The sequence below is a fragment of the Klebsiella sp. PK18 genome, assembly GCF_057784655.1.
In genome coordinates this window covers 4,046,821-4,063,126 of the sequence record NZ_CM173493.1, presented here as the reverse complement: position 1 = coordinate 4,063,126, position 16,306 = coordinate 4,046,821, and the positions used below count along the sequence as shown (strand labels likewise).

Genomic DNA, 16,306 nt, shown 5'->3' with positions numbered 1-16,306 from the left:
GAAAGGGGCGACCGATGATCAATACGCTGCTATACCGCATTCTGCTGGCTATCCCCACCATGCTTGGGGTGGCGGTGATCTGTTTCATGCTGGTGCAGATCGCTCCGGGCGACCCGCTGGTGTCGGTAATGCCGCCGGACGCCTCGGAGGCGCTGCGTCAGACGTTAATGCAGGCTTACGGCTTTGATAAGCCGCTGCCTATGCAGTTTATCCACTGGCTGTGGCGGGCGCTGCACGGCGACCTTGGTATGTCGGTCGCCACCGGCCGCCCGGTAATAGACGAAGTGATGACCGCGGTGGCGTACTCCCTGCGCCTGGCGCTGCTGGCGACGGCGATCGGCTTCGTCCTCGGCAGCCTGTTCGGCTTTGTCGCCGGCTATTTTCGCAACAGCGTCATTGACCGTCTGGCCTCGGTGTTGTCGGTATTTGGCGTTAGCGTGCCGCACTACTGGCTGGGGATGCTGCTGGTGATCCTCTGCAGCGTTAAGTTCGCGCTGCTGCCGGCCACCGGCGGCGGGCCGATAGGCGAGGTGGGCTGGCAATGGGACTGGGCGCACCTGCAGTTCATGCTGCTGCCAGCCCTCACCTTGTCGGTGATCCCCACCGGGATTATCGCCCGCACCGTGCGCTCGCAGGTGGCCGATATCCTCAGCCAGGAGTTTATCGTTGGCCTGCGCGCTCGCGGGCTCAACGAGTCGCGCATCTTTGTCCACGTCATGAAAAATGCCGCGCCCACCGCGCTGGCGGTGATGGGGCTGCAGGTGGGCTATCTGATGGGCGGCTCGATCCTTGTGGAGACCGTTTTCTCCTGGCCGGGAACCGGATTGCTGCTCAATACCGCCATTTTTCAGCGCGACCTGCCCCTGCTGCAGGGCACCATCTGGGTGCTGGCGCTGTTTTTCGTGCTGCTCAACCTGCTGGTGGATATTCTGCAGACCACCCTCGACCCGCGTATTAAGAGGAGCTGACCATGGTGGATACGGCAACGACGAAAGCGGTCCCGGCCGCAGCGGCCCACGCTTCCCGGCAAGGTTACTGGCGCGGCGTGCTGCGCCGCTTACTGCGCGACCCCGGCGGGGTGGTGGTGGGCGTGGTGATCCTCCTGCTGCTGGCCCTGGCGCTGTTCGGTCCGTGGCTTATCGTCAAAGATCCTTATCAAACGTCGATGTTCCTGCGCCTGAAACCCATCGGCAGCGACGGCTTCCCGCTGGGCTCGGATGAGCTGGGACGCGACATGCTGTCGCGGCTGATCCTTGGCACCCGACTGTCGCTGTTTATGGGAATTGTCCCGGTGGTGTTCGCCTTTTTTATCGGCGGGGCCATCGGGATTATCGCCGGCTATACGGGCGGCAAAACCAATACCGTGATTATGCGCACCGTGGATGTGTTCTATGCCTTTCCCTCCGTCCTGCTGGCGATTGCGCTGTCGGGAGCGTTGGGGGCGGGCATCGGCAATGCGCTGCTGTCGCTGACCCTCGTGTTTGTCCCGCAGGTGGCGCGGATTGCCGAGAGCGTGACCGCCCAGGTGCGACATATGGACTATATCGACGCCGCCCGGGCCACTGGCGCCAGCGCGTTGACCATTATCCGCGTCCAGGTGTTGGGCAACGTGCTCGGGCCGATCTTCGTCTTCTCCACCGGGCTGATTTCGGTGTGCATGATCCTCGCCTCCGGCCTGTCGTTTCTCGGCCTCGGCGTGCGGCCGCCGGAGCCCGAGTGGGGGCTGATGCTCAATACGCTGCGCACGGCAATCTATACCCAGCCGTGGGTGGCCGCCCTGCCGGGCCTGATGATTTTTATCACCTCCATTTCGTTCAATATCCTCGCGGACCGCCTGCGTGCGGCAATGGCGATTAAGGAGTAAGCGATGCAACCCTTTATCAATATCGACCTTGGCGGGCCGGCGCAGCCTCTGCTGAAGGTTAATCACCTGCTGAAGTACTTTCGCGGCGGCAAAGGCCGGGAGGTGGTGCAGGCGGTGGACGATATCAGCTTCACGGTGATGAAAGGCGAAACCCTGGGGGTAGTCGGCGAGTCGGGCTGCGGCAAATCGACCACCGCCCGGCTGCTGATGCAGTTGCTCACCCAGGACAGCGGCGAACTGATCTTCGACGGACAGGGGGTCGGCTCGTCGCGTCTGCCGCTGAAAGCCTACCGTCGCCAGGTGCAGATGGTCTTTCAGGATAGCTATGCTTCGCTCAATCCGCGCATGACCATGGAGGAGAGCATCGCCTTCGGCCAGCGCGTCCATGGCGTCAGCGCCAGAGAGGCCAGCGAATATGCCCGCTATCTGCTGGCGCACGTTGGCCTTGAGCCGGCACGCTTTGCCGACCGCTACCCGCATGCGCTCTCCGGCGGCCAGCGGCAGCGGGTGAATATCGCCCGCGCGCTGGCGATGAAGCCGCGGCTGGTGATCCTCGATGAGGCAGTGTCGGCGCTGGATAAATCGGTGGAAGCCCAGGTGCTGCAGCTGCTGCAGGAGCTGAAACGGACTCTCGAGCTGACCTACGTGTTCATCAGCCACGATCTGCACGTGGTTCGCTGGCTGTCGGATCGGATCCTCGTCATGTACCTTGGCGAAGTGGTGGAGATTGGCCCGGCGGAGCAGCTGTTTACCGCCTCCGCCCACCCCTATACCCGGGCGCTGTTAAGCTCGATGCCCTCCATGGACCCGGAAAACCGCACCCTGACCTCACCGCTGAGCGGCGATCCCCCCAGCCCCATCGCGCCGCCGAGCGGCTGCCGCTTTCACACCCGCTGCCCGCATGCGAAGGCGGTCTGCGCCGAGGTGAAACCGCGGCTGGAGGCGGTCGGGGAGGGGCACCAGAGCGCCTGCCTGATGGCGCAGCCGGCCTCGCCCTGGCATCAAAGCATCCCCCTTAAGGAGGTCAGCCATGTCGGATAACGCCTTTGTCCATGTGCGCGACCTGCGGGTCGTCTTTCGCCGCGACGGACAGACCATCAACGCGGTCAACGGGGTCTCCTTTGACGTACAAAAGGGGGAGGTGATGGCGCTGATTGGCGAGTCGGGTTCCGGCAAGAGCGTGACCCTGCGGGCGCTGATGCGCCTGCACCCGCCAGGGAGCAGTGAGCTCTCCGGCACCCTGCAGGTGGGGGACGACGAGGTGCTGACGATGAGCACCAGTCAGCTGCGGCGCTATCGCGGCGGATGCTGCGCGATGATTTTTCAGGAGCCGCTGCTGGCCTTCGATCCGGTCTACACCGTCGGGCAGCAGATTATTGAAGGGCTGCGCCGCCACGAAGGGCTGTCGCGCCAGGCGGCCCGGGACAGGGCGCTGGAGGCCCTGCGCCAGGTGCGTATTCCCAGCCCCGAGCGGCGACTGGATGCTTACCCGCACGAGATGTCCGGCGGGATGCGCCAGCGGGCGATGATCGCCCTTGCGCTCTCCTGTAACCCGCAGCTGCTGCTGGCGGATGAGCCGACCACCGCCCTCGACGCCACGGTGCAAATCCAGATCCTGATCCTGCTGCGTGAGCAGCAAAAGCAGCGCGGGCTGTCGATCGTGTTTGTGACCCACGATATCGGCGCCGCGGTGGAGATCGCCGACCGGGTGGCGGTGATGTACGCCGGGCGGATCGTCGAGGAAGCGTCGATGAGCGAGATCCTGCGCCACCCGCGCCATCCTTATACCCAGGTGCTGCTGGGCAGTCGGCCGAAAGAGGGGCTTAAGAAAGGTGATGCCCTGCACTGCATTCCCGGCGCGCCGCCGGATCTGGCGCGCTTGCCGCCCGGCTGCGCTTTTGCCGAGCGCTGCCCGCACCGTCGCCCGGTCTGTGAACAGAGTCTGCCGCCGACGGAATCCGTCGCGGAGCGCCACGCGGTGAGTTGCCACCGCTGGCGCGAGCTGGCGATTGACGCTAACGCCCAGGCCCTGGCCGTCTGATCGGCGGCAAAAAACCATACAGGATGAAGACCAGGCGTTGATAGCGCATTCCCACCGCCGGTTACGCTGGCGGCGACCTTGATGTCAGGAGACTACCATGAGCAGTGATGTACTTTTTACCCCCGCGACCGACACCACCGGCTGGCGCATCAATGGCGACCGCCTGTGGGCGTCGTTAATGGATCTCGCGCAGATCGGCGCCACGCCGAAGGGCGGCTGCCGCCGTCTGACCCTCACCGACCTCGACCGCCAGGGGCGGGACAAGGTAATAGGCTGGGCGCGGGAGGCCGGGATGAGCGTTACCATCGATAAAATCGGCAATGTGTTTATGCGCCGGGAAGGCCGCAACCCCGGCCTGCCGCCCATCGTCTCCGGCAGCCATATTGACACTCAGCCCACCGGCGGCAAATTTGATGGCAACTACGGCGTGCTGGCGGCGCTGGAGGTGGTGCGCACGCTCAACGATCTGCAGATTGACACCGACGCGCCGATTGAGGTGGTGTTCTGGACCAACGAAGAGGGGTCGCGCTTTGTGCCGGTGATGATGGGCTCCGGGGTCTTTGCCGGCGTCTTCCCGCTGGAAGAGACCTGGGCCGTCACGGATAAAGAGGGTGTCAGCGTCGGCGAGGCGCTGGCGCAGATCGGCTATATCGGCGAGCAGACCCCGGGGGAGCATCCCATCGGCGCCTATTTTGAGGCGCACATTGAGCAGGGGCCGATTCTCGAAGATGAAGCGAAAACCATCGGTATCGTGCAGGGCGTGCTGGGGATCCGCTGGTACGACTGCGTGGTCACCGGCCAGGCCTCGCACGCCGGACCCACGCCGATGCGCCTGCGTCAGGATGCCCTGCAGGTGGCGACCCGCATTATGCAGGAAGTGGTGGCCATTGCCGGGCGCAGCGAAGAGGGACGCGGCACCGTCGGCAGCGTGCAGGTGTGGCCCAACAGCCGCAACGTGGTGCCAGGGGAGGTCACCTTCTCCATTGATATGCGCAATCTCAGCGATGCGCTGGTGGACGAGATGGATCGCCAGCTGCGGGCGTTTATCGCGGAGGTTGAGCGGGAGAGCGGTCTGCAGGTGGCCCTGAAGCAGGTAAGCCACTATCCGGCGGCGCCGTTCGATGCTGAATGCCAGCAGGCCATTGCCGATGCCGCGCAGCGGCTGGGCTATCCGGCGCGGCCGATCGTCTCCGGCGCCGGGCATGACGCAGTGTATATGAGCTACCTGGCGCCCACCGGGATGATTTTTATCCCCTGCAAGGACGGGATCAGCCATAACGAAATTGAGTATGCCTCGCCGGAGCACGTCGCCGCCGGGGCCAACGTGCTGCTGCAGGTGATGCTTCAGTACGCGCGGCCGGTGTAGACGGTCGTCCTCCCCGGCGACGCGTCTTCCAGCCGTTTATCATGCTGTCGCCCGGGTAAGGCGGTTACGCCGCCGCGGCCCGGGACGGCGGATGACGGGGCGGTCAATCACGGCTCCCGCTCCCTGCGACAACCCGCTGGCGGCCAAATTTGCGCGAGCCCACCACGCACAGTACCACGCCCAGCGTAACCGCCAGCATCAAGGGGCTGACGGTTTCGTGCAACAGCGCCGCCGACAGGCCAAGCCCGAAGAACGGCTGCAATAACTGGAGCTGGCCGACGGCGGCGATCCCGCCCGCGGCCAGCCCTTTGTACCAGAAGATGAAACCGATCAGCATGCTGAACAGCGACACATAGCCGAGCGCCGCCCAGGAGGAGGCCGATATGGCATGCCAGGACGCGGGCTGAACCATCAGCGAGGCGGGGAGCATCAACGGCAGGGCTATCACCAGCGCCCAGCAGATCACCTGCCAGCCGCCGAGCTCCCGCGTCAGCTTTGCCCCTTCCGCATAGCCGAGGCCGCAGGCGATAACCGCCGCCAGCATCAGCAGATCGCCGCTGAGTGAGGCCGCCGCACTTTGCGTCAGGGCGAATCCCACCACCAGCAGGCTGCCCAGCAGCGAAAAGATCCAGAAAGCCCGCCGCGGGCGTTCGCCGCCGCGCAGTACGCCGAAGAGGGCGGTCATCAGCGGCAGCAGGCCAATAAACACAATCGAATGCGCCGAGGTGATGTGCTGCAGGGCCAGCGCCGTGAGCAGGGGAAAGCCGATCACCACCCCTGATGAGACGATGATCAAGGGCACAAGCTGCGCCAGGCGCGGGCGTTTCTGGCGAAAGCCGACCAGCAGCGCGACGGCAAGCAGCCCGGCGATGGAGGCGCGCAGAAAGGTCAATAAGAACGGATCCATATCCTGCACCGCCAGCCGCGTCGCGGGCAGCGACCCGCTAAAAATAATCACCCCCAGTAAACCATGAAGCCATCCGGACCAGGGACCGGGCACCGATTTATCCAGTGTTGAATCTACCACGTTAACCTCGCGTTATCAGATGTGCTGTGCCCGCTTGAGCATCGTCTGCGGCGATGGTAATGTGCCCAATCTAATACAATCAAATTATTGTCATAGATACATTTCACGATGAAAGCCCGATATAAAGCCGTTGTCGACCGATATGCCCAGGCGATCCGCAGCGGGCAGCTGCCCGCAGGCAGCCGTCTGCCGACGCACCGTACCCTTGCCGCCGGGGAGCGCATCTCGCTGGCCACCGCCACGCGCATCTACCGTGAACTGGAAGAGATGGGGTTGGTCAGCGGCGAAACCGGCCGCGGCACCTTCGTGCGCGACCTCTCGCTGCCGCCGGGGCATGGGGTCGATCAACAGGTGGTGGCCGCCGATGTCGTGGATCTCAATTTCAACTACCCTTCGCTGCCGGAGCAGGGCGATGCGCTGCGCGAGGCGCTCAGGCAGCTGGCGATGGCGGGCGATATTGACTCGCATCTGCGCTATCAGCCTCATGCCGGGCGGCTCGCCGAGCGGGAAATTATCGCCCGCCATTTGACCTGCCAGCACTTTGCCCCGGACGCGGAAAATGTCCTGATCGTCAACGGCGCACAGCACGGGCTGGCGGTGACCGTCATGGGGCTGTTACGTCCGGGGGATGTGGTGGCGGTGGATGCGCTGACCTATTCGGGCTTCAAGGTTCTGGCGGCGCTGTATCATCTGGAGCTGGCGGCGATCCCCTGTCGGCCGGAGGGACCGGACCTGCAGGCGCTTCATACGCTGTGCCAGCAGCGGCGGGTGCGGGCGGTGTATACCATGCCGACGCTGCACAATCCGCTGGGCTGGGTGCTCAACACCGGGCAGCGGCAGGCGCTGGCCGATCTTGCGCGCCAGCACGATCTGCTGATTATTGAAGATGCCGCCTACGCCCGGCTGGTGAGCCGTCCGCCGCCGCCGGTGATCAGCTATGCGCCGGAAAGAACGGTGTATGTCACCGGTTTTTCAAAAAATATCGCCACCGGGCTGCGCGTGGGGGTGGTGATTTCTCCGCCGCGCTACCGGCCGGAGATTGAGCGCGCCATCCGCGCCACGACGTGGAATACGCCGACGCTGATAAGTTCGCTGATCTGCGCCTGGATTGAAGATGGCACGGTGGCACGCTTTGAAATGCAGAAACGACAGGATGCGCGACAGCGGCAGCAGGTGGCCCGCGAGGTGCTTTGTGGGCTTCCCGTCGTCAGTCATCCCGATTCGTACTTTGTCTGGCTGCCTCTGGGTGAAGAGAGCCGGGCCGATCGACTGGCGAATGCGCTGATGGAACGCCGTATTTCGGTGTCGACCGCCGAGCCGTTCTGCGTCTCCGCCACGATCCCGCAGGCGCTGCGCATTGCGCTCGGATCGGTGCCTTTCGACAGTCTGCGCCCGGCGCTGCTCAGCGTGCGCGACGCCGTTGAGTATGAACAATACCGCTAACCCATCTGCTCCAGCTGGCCGCGCAGGACCTCCACCCCCTGGGCGATGGCGTCAGGGTTAATGGCGTGGAATCCCATGCGAAAGTAGTTATCCGGCGGCGCGGCGCTGAGAAAATGGCGCGCCCCGGGCTCAATCAGCACGCCGGCGTGGGCGGCGCGCCAGGTGAGCTGCTGGGTGTTGATCTGCGCCGGGGTCTGCAGCCAGAAGGCGTTAGCATGTTCGCTCCCCGCCAGCGCGCGACACGACGGCAGATAGCGCTGCAGGGCGGCGTGCAGGCGCTCCCAGCGCTGGGCGGAGTCGTAGTGGTAGCGCCGCAGATGGGTTTCATAATGGCCCTGGGCAAGGAAGTGGGCCATCTGGTACTGAATGTTGGTCGGCGGATGGCGATAGACCAGCCGGCGCAGGGCGCGCGCCTCGTCGATCAGGTCCGGGTCGGCGACCATAAACCCCAACCGCAGCCCCGGTGACAGCGCTTTTGACAGGCTGCTGACATACACCACCCGGCCGCTGCGATCGCTGGCCTTCAGCGCCGGCAGTGGGTTGAGGGTAAAGTTACTCTCCGAGTCATAATCATCTTCAATAATGACTGCGTCATGGCGGGCGGCATGCTCCAGCAGCTGGCGACGCCGCGCACTGCTCATGGTCACCCCGGTGGGCACCTGATGGCCGGGGGTGACATAGTAGTAATCGCAGGGACGCTCATTAAGCACGATCCCCTCTTCATCCACCGGGTGCGGCACCACCTCGGCGTCGGCGAGCAGAAAGGTGTTGATGGCTTCGCGAAAGCAGGGGTTTTCGACGCCAATGCGGGTGGTGGAAGAGAGCAGCAGTCGGGTCAGCAGGTAGAGTGCATTTTGCGAGCCAAGGGTGATGAGAATTTCATCCGGCGCGGCGACAATGCCGCGCTTGGGCAGCACCCGGGTGCGGATCTGCTCGATCAGCATCGGCACATCCTGGTCAATATGGTCGATGACCCACGCCGGGTCGCGCACCCCGCCGTGCAGCCAGTTCGCCGCCGAGCGCCAGGTGGCCAGCGGGAACTGCCGGGTATCGGGCTGGCCGTAGATAAACGGGTAGCGGTAGTGCATCCAGCCCGCCGGTTTGAGGATCGACTCCTGCTGGCTGGGGGTCATCTGCAGCCGGTCGCCCCAGCGTGGTGCAGCGGCTTCGCGCTGCGGTGCACTCTCGACGGCGGCAGGCGAAGCTTCATGATAGTCGGGATGCAGGTAGTAACCGCTTCGTGGGCGGCTAATCAGGTAGCCCTCGTTGACCAGACTTTCAAACACCAGCGCGGTGGTGTTGCGCGAGACGCGAAGCTGGCTGGCCAACTGGCGACAGGAGGGCAGCGGGGTGTCGGCGGCGAAGATCCCGCTGAGAATGGCATTCACCAGCGTCTCTCGCACCTGTTCCTGCAAACCGCGGCCAGGCTGAAAATCAACGTGTAACAGGTGACGGATCATACGGGGCTCCTCTGGCAATAACGCATTGCGACCACCCGTTACACTCAGCAAATTCCATACCACCCTGCCGCCATCTGACACAGCGATGCGGCCCATCTGGCTCTATACGGAATTGAAAAACGCTCCCACATTAAAAACGTATTCAGCCGCCGTGGACCGGAACGTCCCCGGCCACTATTTTGCAGAAACCTTTTCGCGTTCTGGAATGAACCCGTCTGGCCAATCCATCAGGGGTGAAATAATGAAAAAATCATTGGCATCAATGTGTCTGAGCGCTGTATTAACGGTCGCTTTTTCTTATCACGCCGTCGCGGCCGATCTTCCGGAAATAGAAAAATCCGGCACCTTGAAAGTGGCGACGGAAGATGATTATGCGCCGTTTAACTTTATGAATAATGGCCAGGCCGATGGCTTTAACAAAGATATGCTTGAGGAATTACGTAAGTACGCCAAATTCCATGTCGACCAGAGCATATTACCGTGGACCGGATTATTAGCGGCCGTCTCCACCGGGCAATACGATATGGCCTTAACCGGGGCGGTTATTACCGATGAGCGGCTGAAGGTTTTTGATTTCACCCCACCGTGGGCCTCCGCGCAGCACTATTTCGTCAAACGCGCTGGTGATACTTCGTTAAATACGATTGCCGATCTCAGCGGCAAAAAAGTGGGGTTACAGGCCGGGAGCGCGCTGCTGGCGCGTTTGCCGGAGCTGAAGGCGATGCTGGAGAAGACCGGCGGCAAGCTGGGACCGGTGGTGGAGTATCCCTCCTATCCGGAAGCTTACGCCGACCTGGCGAATAAGCGACTGGATTACGTGATTAACGTGGTGATCTCGGTAAACGACCTGGCGAAAGCCAAACCGAAGGTCTTCGCCAAAGGGCTGGCTGTCTCCGGACCGGGGTATATGGCGTGGCCGATCCCGAAAAACTCGCCGCAACTGCTGGCCTATATGACCAAGTTTATGAACCACATGAAGGAGACCGGCAAGCTCGCCGAGCTGCAGAAAAAATGGTTTGGCGAAACCTATGACAACCTGCCGACCGAGGCGATCACCAGCCCGGAACAGTTTCACAAACTCGCCGGACTGTAATATTCCGCGGCGGGCGACCGCCGCCTGTTGCTGAGAAGGAGGGCCTCATGGATGCAATTTCCTGGCAGTTATTAATCGAAGGCGCATGGACGACCCTCTGGATTTCGGCCATCGCTATTGCCTTCGGGGTGGTGGCGGGCCTGCTGATCGCCCTGGTACGGATGCTGCGCCTGCCGGTGATCGACCAGCTGCTGGTGGTCTATATCAGTCTGGCCCGCGCAACGCCGCTGGTGACGCTGGTGCTGTTTCTGTTCCTTTCCCTGCCGACGATGGGCATTAACCTCGACAAGAACGTGGCCGCCATCGTGGCGTTGACGCTTAACACGTCGGCGTTTAACGCTGAGATCTGGCGCAACGCCTTCCGCACTTTTCCGCGCGAACAGCGGGAGGCGGCGGAGTCGGTGGGAATGCGCCGCTGGACCTACTTCCGCTACATCATGCTGCCGCAGATGTGGATCGAGAGCCTGCCGGCGCTGGTCAATGAGATGTCCTTTTTGATCAAAGGTAGCCCGGCCATCGCCGTGATTGGCGTGGTGGATCTCACCCGGGTCACCAACCGTATCTCCTCGGTCACCTACGAGCCGCTGTCGCCGATCCTCGCCGCCGGCCTGCTGTATGTGGTGATCATCGGCTGTTTGTTGAAGCTGCAGGGTATCGCGGAACGTAAAGCCAGGCGTCTGGCGCGCTAGGAACGGGAGGCATTATGAATCAGTGGGGCGTTATCTGGTCGGTTCGCGATAGCTTTATTGCCGGGTTATTCGCGACCCTCGAACTGTTTATTACCGCCGCCCTGGCGGCGCTGATTATCGGTATTGCGCTGTGTTATTTTAGCGAATATCAAAAGAAAGTGATTAACCGGATTATTATTAGTTTCGTCAGCCTGATGCGTGCGATCCCTTTTTTGATCCTCGCTTATCTTCTGTATTACGGGCTGCCGCAGCTCGGTATTAGCATGGAGCCGTGGACCGCCGGTTTACTGGCCCTAATTATTTATCATGGCGCCTATTTTTTTGAAATATTGCGCAGCCAGCGGCGGGTATTTTCCGGCGGATATATTGAAGCGGCGATTGCTCAGGGCTTTTCGCGCTATGCCATTTTTCGGCGGATTATTTTACCCAATATCATCTCTTCCGCCTTACCGCTGATCGGCAATCAGCTGATTATTTGCCTGAAGGACACCGCTTTCCTGAGCATTATTACCGTTCAGGAGATCACCGCCGCCGCCAACAGCGTCCAGGCGACCTATTTTATTCCGTTTAACGCCTTTATCGTCGCCATTGGGCTTTACTGGGCGATCAGCATTCTGCTGGAGCTGCTGATTAAGCGCCTGACCGCCTGGGGAGCCAAAAGAGGAATGAGCCATGCCTGAGTCTATTGCCGTAAGCGTCAAAAACGTCTCCAAACAGTTCGATAATGTGGAAGTCCTGCGGGATATTAACCTGACGGTGGAGAAGGGGACCGTGGTGAGTATTCTCGGCTCGTCCGGGTCGGGAAAATCCACACTGCTGCGCTGTATGAACTGGCTGGAACAGCCGGACCGCGGTGAAATTCATATCGGCGGTCAGCGACTGGGGATTGATGAACAGCGCGGCCGGGCGATGTCGCACCGCCAGCTGGCCAAAATTCGCGAGCGGGTGGGGATGGTCTTTCAGAGTTTTAACCTGTGGCCGCATCTGACCGTTCAGCAAAACGTCAGCGAGGCGCTGCTGCACGTTAAGGGCATGAAACGAGACGAGGCGAAGGCCATTGCCATGCAGCAACTGGAGAAAGTGGGCATGGCGCACAAAGCCGATGTTTACCCGATCACCCTCTCCGGCGGGCAGAAGCAGCGGGTGGCGATCGCCCGTTCGCTGGCGATGTCGCCCGAAGTTATTCTCTTCGATGAACCGACGTCGGCGCTGGATCCGGAGCTGGTTAATGAGGTGTTGGGGGTAATGAAAGCCCTCGCCGCCGAGGGTTACACCATGGTGGTGGTGACGCACGAGATGGATTTTGCCCGCCAGGTGTCCAACGAGGTGGTGTTTCTGGAGAAGGGGCTGCTGATTGAGAAGGCGCCGCCGGAGAAGTTCTTCACTCAGCCTGACTCTGAACGCGTCAGGCAGTTTCTGCAAAGCAGCCGTTAGTCCGGCTTGCATCCCTTGCCGACAGCGCCGGCAAGGGATGCGTCGGGTTTCGCTTAATCCCGATCGATGGCGAACGGCTGCCACGCCTGGCGCACCGGCATCACCTCCACCCGGTTAATGTTCATATGCGCCGGCAACGTGGCGATATAAAACATCTGCTCGGCGATATCGCGCGCGCTCAGTGGCGTGGTGCCGCGATAGAGCTTATCCGATGCCGCCTGGTCGCCTTTGGTACGCACCAGGGTAAATTCGGTCTCGGCAATCCCCGGCGCCAGATCGGTGACCCGCACGCCGGTGCCAAGCAGATCGCAGCGCAGGTTATAGCTGAACTGCTTCACAAACGCCTTGCTGGCGCCATACACATGGCTGCCGGGATAGGGCCACTGCCCGGCGATCGAGCCGATATTGATAATACTCGCCCCGGCGCCATGGCGTATCAGCGTCGGCAGCAGGGCGTGGGTCATCGTCACCAGACCGGTGACGTTGGTGTCGATCATCGTTTTCCAGTCCTCCAGCGCCACCTCCTGCGCCGGCTGCGGCGACAGCGCCAGCCCGGCGTTGTTGATCAGGGTGGTGACATCGGCGAAGGGGGCGGGGAGCGACGCCACGGCGGCAGCCACCGCCTCGCTGTCACGAACGTCAAGCTCAATAATATGCACCGGCACCTGGGCGGCGAGTCTGTCCTGCAAGGCCTTCAGTCGCGGATAGCGGCGCCCGGTCAGCACCAGCGACCAGCCCGCGTCGGCAAACACCTGCGCTGCCGCTTCGCCAAAACCCGAGGTCGCCCCGGTGATAAACACTACGTTGCTCGTTGCCATGTCATTCTCCTGTGCGGTTGTCCCTCCACTATAAAAACGCCGGACGGCAAGGCACAGGGCCAGACGGCGGACGCGGATGTGACACCGTGTCACATCGTTTTTCGCGCACTGGCTCTATCCGTTTTGCGTTGCCGCGGCCAATGATGAAGCCAACCACAACGACATGAGAGAGGGCAGGGTATGAAGCTGGCAATTCACAACGAGGTCGCGGTAAGCAATGACGAAGTTCGGCAATTGGATCGCGCCTATGTGTTTCATTCATGGTCGATGCAGGGCAATCTCAACCCGCTGGTCATCGCCGGGGCGCAAGGCTGCGAGCTATGGGATTACGAGGGGAATACCTGGCTCGATTTCAGCAGCCAGCTGGTGAACGTCAACATTGGCTATCAGCACCCCCGGGTACTGGCGGCCATGAAGGCGCAGCTGGAGACCCTGGTCACCATCGCGCCCGCCACCGCCAACCTTGCCCGCGGCGAAGCGGCGAAGCGCATCGTCGACCTGGCGCCGGCGGGCTTCAGCAAGGTGTTCTTCACCAACGCTGGGGCAGATGCCAATGAGAACGCGATTCGCATGGCGCGGCTCTATACCGGGCGCGACAAGGTGCTGTCGGCCTATCGTTCCTATCATGGCAACACCGGCAGCGCGATTGCCGCCACCGGCGACTGGCGCCGGGTGCCGAATGAGTTCTCCCGCGGCCATGTGCACTTCTTCAACCCCTACCTTTACCGCAGCGAGTTCAACGCCGCGACCGAGGAAGAGGAGTGCCAGCGCGCGCTGGCGCATCTGCGGCGGATCATTGAATGCGAGGGGCCGACGGCCATCGCGGCGATCCTGCTGGAGTCCATCCCCGGCACCGCCGGGATCCTCGTGCCGCCGGCAGGCTATATGCAGGGTGTGCGCGCCCTGGCCGACGAGTTTGGCATCGTGCTGATCCTCGATGAGGTGATGGCCGGCTTTGGCCGTACCGGCAGCTGGTTCGCCTTCGAGCAGGATGGCGTGGTGCCGGATCTGGTGACCTTTGCCAAAGGGGTTAACGCGGGCTACGTGCCGGCGGGCGGGGTGCTGATTAGCGAGCCGATTGCCCGCTATTTTGACGACCACTTTTTTGCCGGCGGGCTGACCTACTCCGGCCATCCGCTGGCGATGGCGGCGATTGTCGCCACCATCGACGCGATGAAAGAGGAGAAGGTGGTTGAGAACGCGGCCTATATCGGCAACGAGGTGCTGCGCCCCGGTCTCGAGGCGCTGGCGGAGAAGCACGCCATTATCGGCGAGGTGCGTGGTCGCGGCCTGTTCCAGGCGCTGGAGCTGGTGAGCAGCCGTGAACAAAAAACGCCGCTGACTGCCGCCGACATGGCCGCGATCAAAGGGGCCTTAACCGAGGCCGGGCTGTTGGCCTTTGTGGTGGAGAACCGCATTCACGTGGTGCCGCCGTGCACCATTACTGCTGAGCAGGTGGCGCAAGGGCTGGCGATTTTTGATGCGGTCTTTGCTCGCTTTGCCAGCCTGGCGAAGTAGGGGAGTGGCATCGGATAACGTTACCTGGCAGTACGCTTGCCGGGCCTAAACGCCAGCCGGACGGTGCCCTCTCCCTCCGGGAGAGGGCCAGGGTGAGGGGAAGCACTGCAGTGTGGTTGTTTATATTATCGGTGGCTTCAGCGCACATTGCGCTCCCGGTTAATCGTCTGCGTTATGTCACTCATGGCGCAGGGAGCGCACAGGGGGCGGCCAGTCGCCGCCGCCCCCTGTACCCCCGGGCTCCGGCCAGCAACATCGCCGCTGCGCGGTGCCTTCGACTTATCCCTGCAGGCTTCGGGTCGGGCCGAGGCAGCGTCCCTGCAAAACACGGCCCTCAGCCCGCATCCATGCGGGCTGCCCCGGCCTTCCGGGAACGTCTCAGCGATGTTGAGGCCGCCAGCACCGGCAGTTTCAGCAGCCCCAGGACCCGCGGTGATTTGGGTTTGTAGGCCGGGTAAGGCGTACGCCGCCACCCGGCGAAATCAAGGATACCGTGCCTGATATCTTGCCCGGCGGCGCTGCGCTTGCATGGGCCTAAGCGCCAGCCGGACGGTTCCCTCTCCCTTCGGGAGAGGGCCAGGGTGAGGGGAAGCACTGCAGTGTGGTTGTTTATGTTATCGGTGGCTTCAGCGTAGTTTGCGCTCCCGGTTAATTGTCTGCGTTATGTCACTCATGGCGCAGGGAGCGCACAGGGGGCGGCCAGTCGCCGCCGCCCCCTGTACCCCCGGGCTCCGGCCAGCAACATCGCCGCTGCGCGGTGCCTTCGACTTATCCCTGCAGGCTTCGGGTCGGGCCGAGGCAGCGTCCCTGCAAAACACGGCCCTCAGCCCGCATCCATGCGGGCTGCCCCGGCCTTCCGGGAACGTCTCAGCGATGTTGAGGCCGCCAGCACCGGCAGTTTCAGCAGCCCCAGGACCCGCGGTGATTTGGGTTTGTAGGCCGGGTAAGGCGTACGCCGCCACCCGGCGAAATCAAGGATACCGTGCCTGATATCTTGCCCGGCGGCGCTGCGCTTGCATGGGCCTAAGCGCCAGCCGGACGGTTCCCTCTCCCTTCGGGAGAGGGCCAGGGTGAGGGGAAGCACTGCAGTGTGGTTGTTTATGTTATCGGTGGCTTCAGCGTAGTTTGCGCTCCCGGTTAATTGTCTGCGTTATGTCACTCATGGCGCAGGGAGCGCACAGGGGGCGGCCAGTCGCCGCCGCCCCCTGTACCCCCGGGCTCCGGCCAGCAACATCGCCGCTGCGCGGTGCCTTCGACTTATCCCTGCAGGCTTCGGGTCGGGCCGAGGCAGCGTCCCTGCAAAACACGGCCCTCAGCCCGCATCCATGCGGGCTGCCCCGGCCTTCCGGGAACGTCTCAGCGATGTTGAGGCCGCCAGCATCGGCAGTTTCAGCAACAATGGTGAATAAATTAACGGCAGGCCGCACGAATCCCAGGTCGGGTAAGCGAAGCGCCACCCGACAAAACAACGGCTGATTGGGCTATGGCGTCGGGCAGCGGGGACAGGGTGCGCTCTGTTGCCCTCACCCCGGCCCTCTCCCACAGGGAGAGGG

14 protein-coding genes are annotated in these 16,306 nt (G+C 62.6%); 11 read left to right on the top strand and 3 right to left on the bottom strand.

The genetic code is table 11. The features are described 5' to 3' along the window. Positions 1 to 14: 14 nt before the first annotated feature. From AC3EMD_RS19795 to AC3EMD_RS19775, 5 genes are all read left to right on the top strand, one after another. On the top strand, positions 15 to 968 hold the full coding sequence (locus tag AC3EMD_RS19795) for an ABC transporter permease (protein WP_012968749.1): 954 nt from the start codon (positions 15 to 17) through the stop codon (positions 966 to 968). A gap of 2 nt (positions 969 to 970) precedes the next feature. Then, complete coding sequence (locus tag AC3EMD_RS19790; protein ID WP_008805546.1) at positions 971 to 1,864, top strand: ABC transporter permease; 894 nt, start codon at positions 971 to 973, stop codon at positions 1,862 to 1,864. Positions 1,865 to 1,867: 3 nt separating this feature from the next. Then, positions 1,868 to 2,905 (top strand): ABC transporter ATP-binding protein, encoded by a 1,038-nt coding sequence (locus AC3EMD_RS19785; RefSeq protein ID WP_008805547.1) that lies wholly within the window; start codon positions 1,868 to 1,870, stop codon positions 2,903 to 2,905. Next, positions 2,895 to 3,905, top strand: coding sequence for an ABC transporter ATP-binding protein (locus AC3EMD_RS19780; protein WP_086070355.1), 1,011 nt, complete (start codon positions 2,895 to 2,897; stop codon positions 3,903 to 3,905). The genes AC3EMD_RS19785 and AC3EMD_RS19780 overlap by 11 nt, the downstream gene beginning before the upstream one ends. A gap of 97 nt (positions 3,906 to 4,002) precedes the next feature. Further along, positions 4,003 to 5,271: a Zn-dependent hydrolase gene (locus tag AC3EMD_RS19775; RefSeq protein ID WP_012542516.1), complete on the top strand. Its 1,269-nt coding sequence runs from the start codon at positions 4,003 to 4,005 to the stop codon at positions 5,269 to 5,271. 103 nt (positions 5,272 to 5,374) lie between these two features. On the opposite strand, the gene AC3EMD_RS19770 is transcribed toward AC3EMD_RS19775, so the two are convergent. Further along, positions 5,375 to 6,283 (bottom strand): DMT family transporter, encoded by a 909-nt coding sequence (locus AC3EMD_RS19770; RefSeq protein WP_038422793.1) that lies wholly within the window; start codon positions 6,281 to 6,283, stop codon positions 5,375 to 5,377. Positions 6,284 to 6,406: 123 nt separating this feature from the next. Here AC3EMD_RS19770 and AC3EMD_RS19765 point away from each other — a divergent pair, with 123 nt between their 5' ends. Beyond that, the gene (locus tag AC3EMD_RS19765; RefSeq protein WP_155010907.1) at positions 6,407 to 7,741 is read left to right on the top strand and encodes an aminotransferase-like domain-containing protein; all 1,335 of its coding nucleotides are present in this window, start codon (positions 6,407 to 6,409) and stop codon (positions 7,739 to 7,741) included. Here AC3EMD_RS19765 and pdxR read toward each other — a convergent pair. Then, a complete protein-coding gene (pdxR, locus tag AC3EMD_RS19760; RefSeq protein WP_004176948.1) occupies positions 7,738 to 9,201 on the bottom strand; it encodes a MocR-like pyridoxine biosynthesis transcription factor PdxR in 1,464 nt (487 codons plus the stop codon). The genes AC3EMD_RS19765 and pdxR overlap by 4 nt on opposite strands. A 241-nt stretch (positions 9,202 to 9,442) precedes the next feature. Between pdxR and AC3EMD_RS19755 the strand changes: the two genes are divergently transcribed. Genes AC3EMD_RS19755 through AC3EMD_RS19740 form a run of 4 tightly spaced genes read left to right on the top strand, consistent with a single transcriptional unit; the run spans position 9,443 to position 12,417 of the window. Next, on the top strand, positions 9,443 to 10,294 hold the full coding sequence (locus AC3EMD_RS19755) for a transporter substrate-binding domain-containing protein (RefSeq protein ID WP_002893184.1): 852 nt from the start codon (positions 9,443 to 9,445) through the stop codon (positions 10,292 to 10,294). Between the two features lie 47 nt (positions 10,295 to 10,341). Next, complete coding sequence (locus tag AC3EMD_RS19750) at positions 10,342 to 10,983, top strand: amino acid ABC transporter permease (protein ID WP_004142522.1); 642 nt, start codon at positions 10,342 to 10,344, stop codon at positions 10,981 to 10,983. Between the two features lie 14 nt (positions 10,984 to 10,997). Continuing rightward, positions 10,998 to 11,663, top strand: coding sequence for an amino acid ABC transporter permease (locus tag AC3EMD_RS19745; protein ID WP_302073657.1), 666 nt, complete (start codon positions 10,998 to 11,000; stop codon positions 11,661 to 11,663). After that, positions 11,656 to 12,417 (top strand): amino acid ABC transporter ATP-binding protein, encoded by a 762-nt coding sequence (locus AC3EMD_RS19740; RefSeq protein ID WP_008805553.1) that lies wholly within the window; start codon positions 11,656 to 11,658, stop codon positions 12,415 to 12,417. The genes AC3EMD_RS19745 and AC3EMD_RS19740 overlap by 8 nt, the downstream gene beginning before the upstream one ends. Before the next feature lie 53 nt (positions 12,418 to 12,470). Here the strand turns inward: AC3EMD_RS19740 and AC3EMD_RS19735 are convergent, their stop codons facing one another. Further along, a complete protein-coding gene (locus AC3EMD_RS19735) occupies positions 12,471 to 13,235 on the bottom strand; it encodes an SDR family NAD(P)-dependent oxidoreductase (RefSeq protein WP_302073656.1) in 765 nt (254 codons plus the stop codon). Positions 13,236 to 13,415: 180 nt separating this feature from the next. Between AC3EMD_RS19735 and AC3EMD_RS19730 the strand changes: the two genes are divergently transcribed. Next, positions 13,416 to 14,753 (top strand): aspartate aminotransferase family protein, encoded by a 1,338-nt coding sequence (locus tag AC3EMD_RS19730; protein WP_032414656.1) that lies wholly within the window; start codon positions 13,416 to 13,418, stop codon positions 14,751 to 14,753. Positions 14,754 to 16,306: the final 1,553 nt, after the last annotated feature.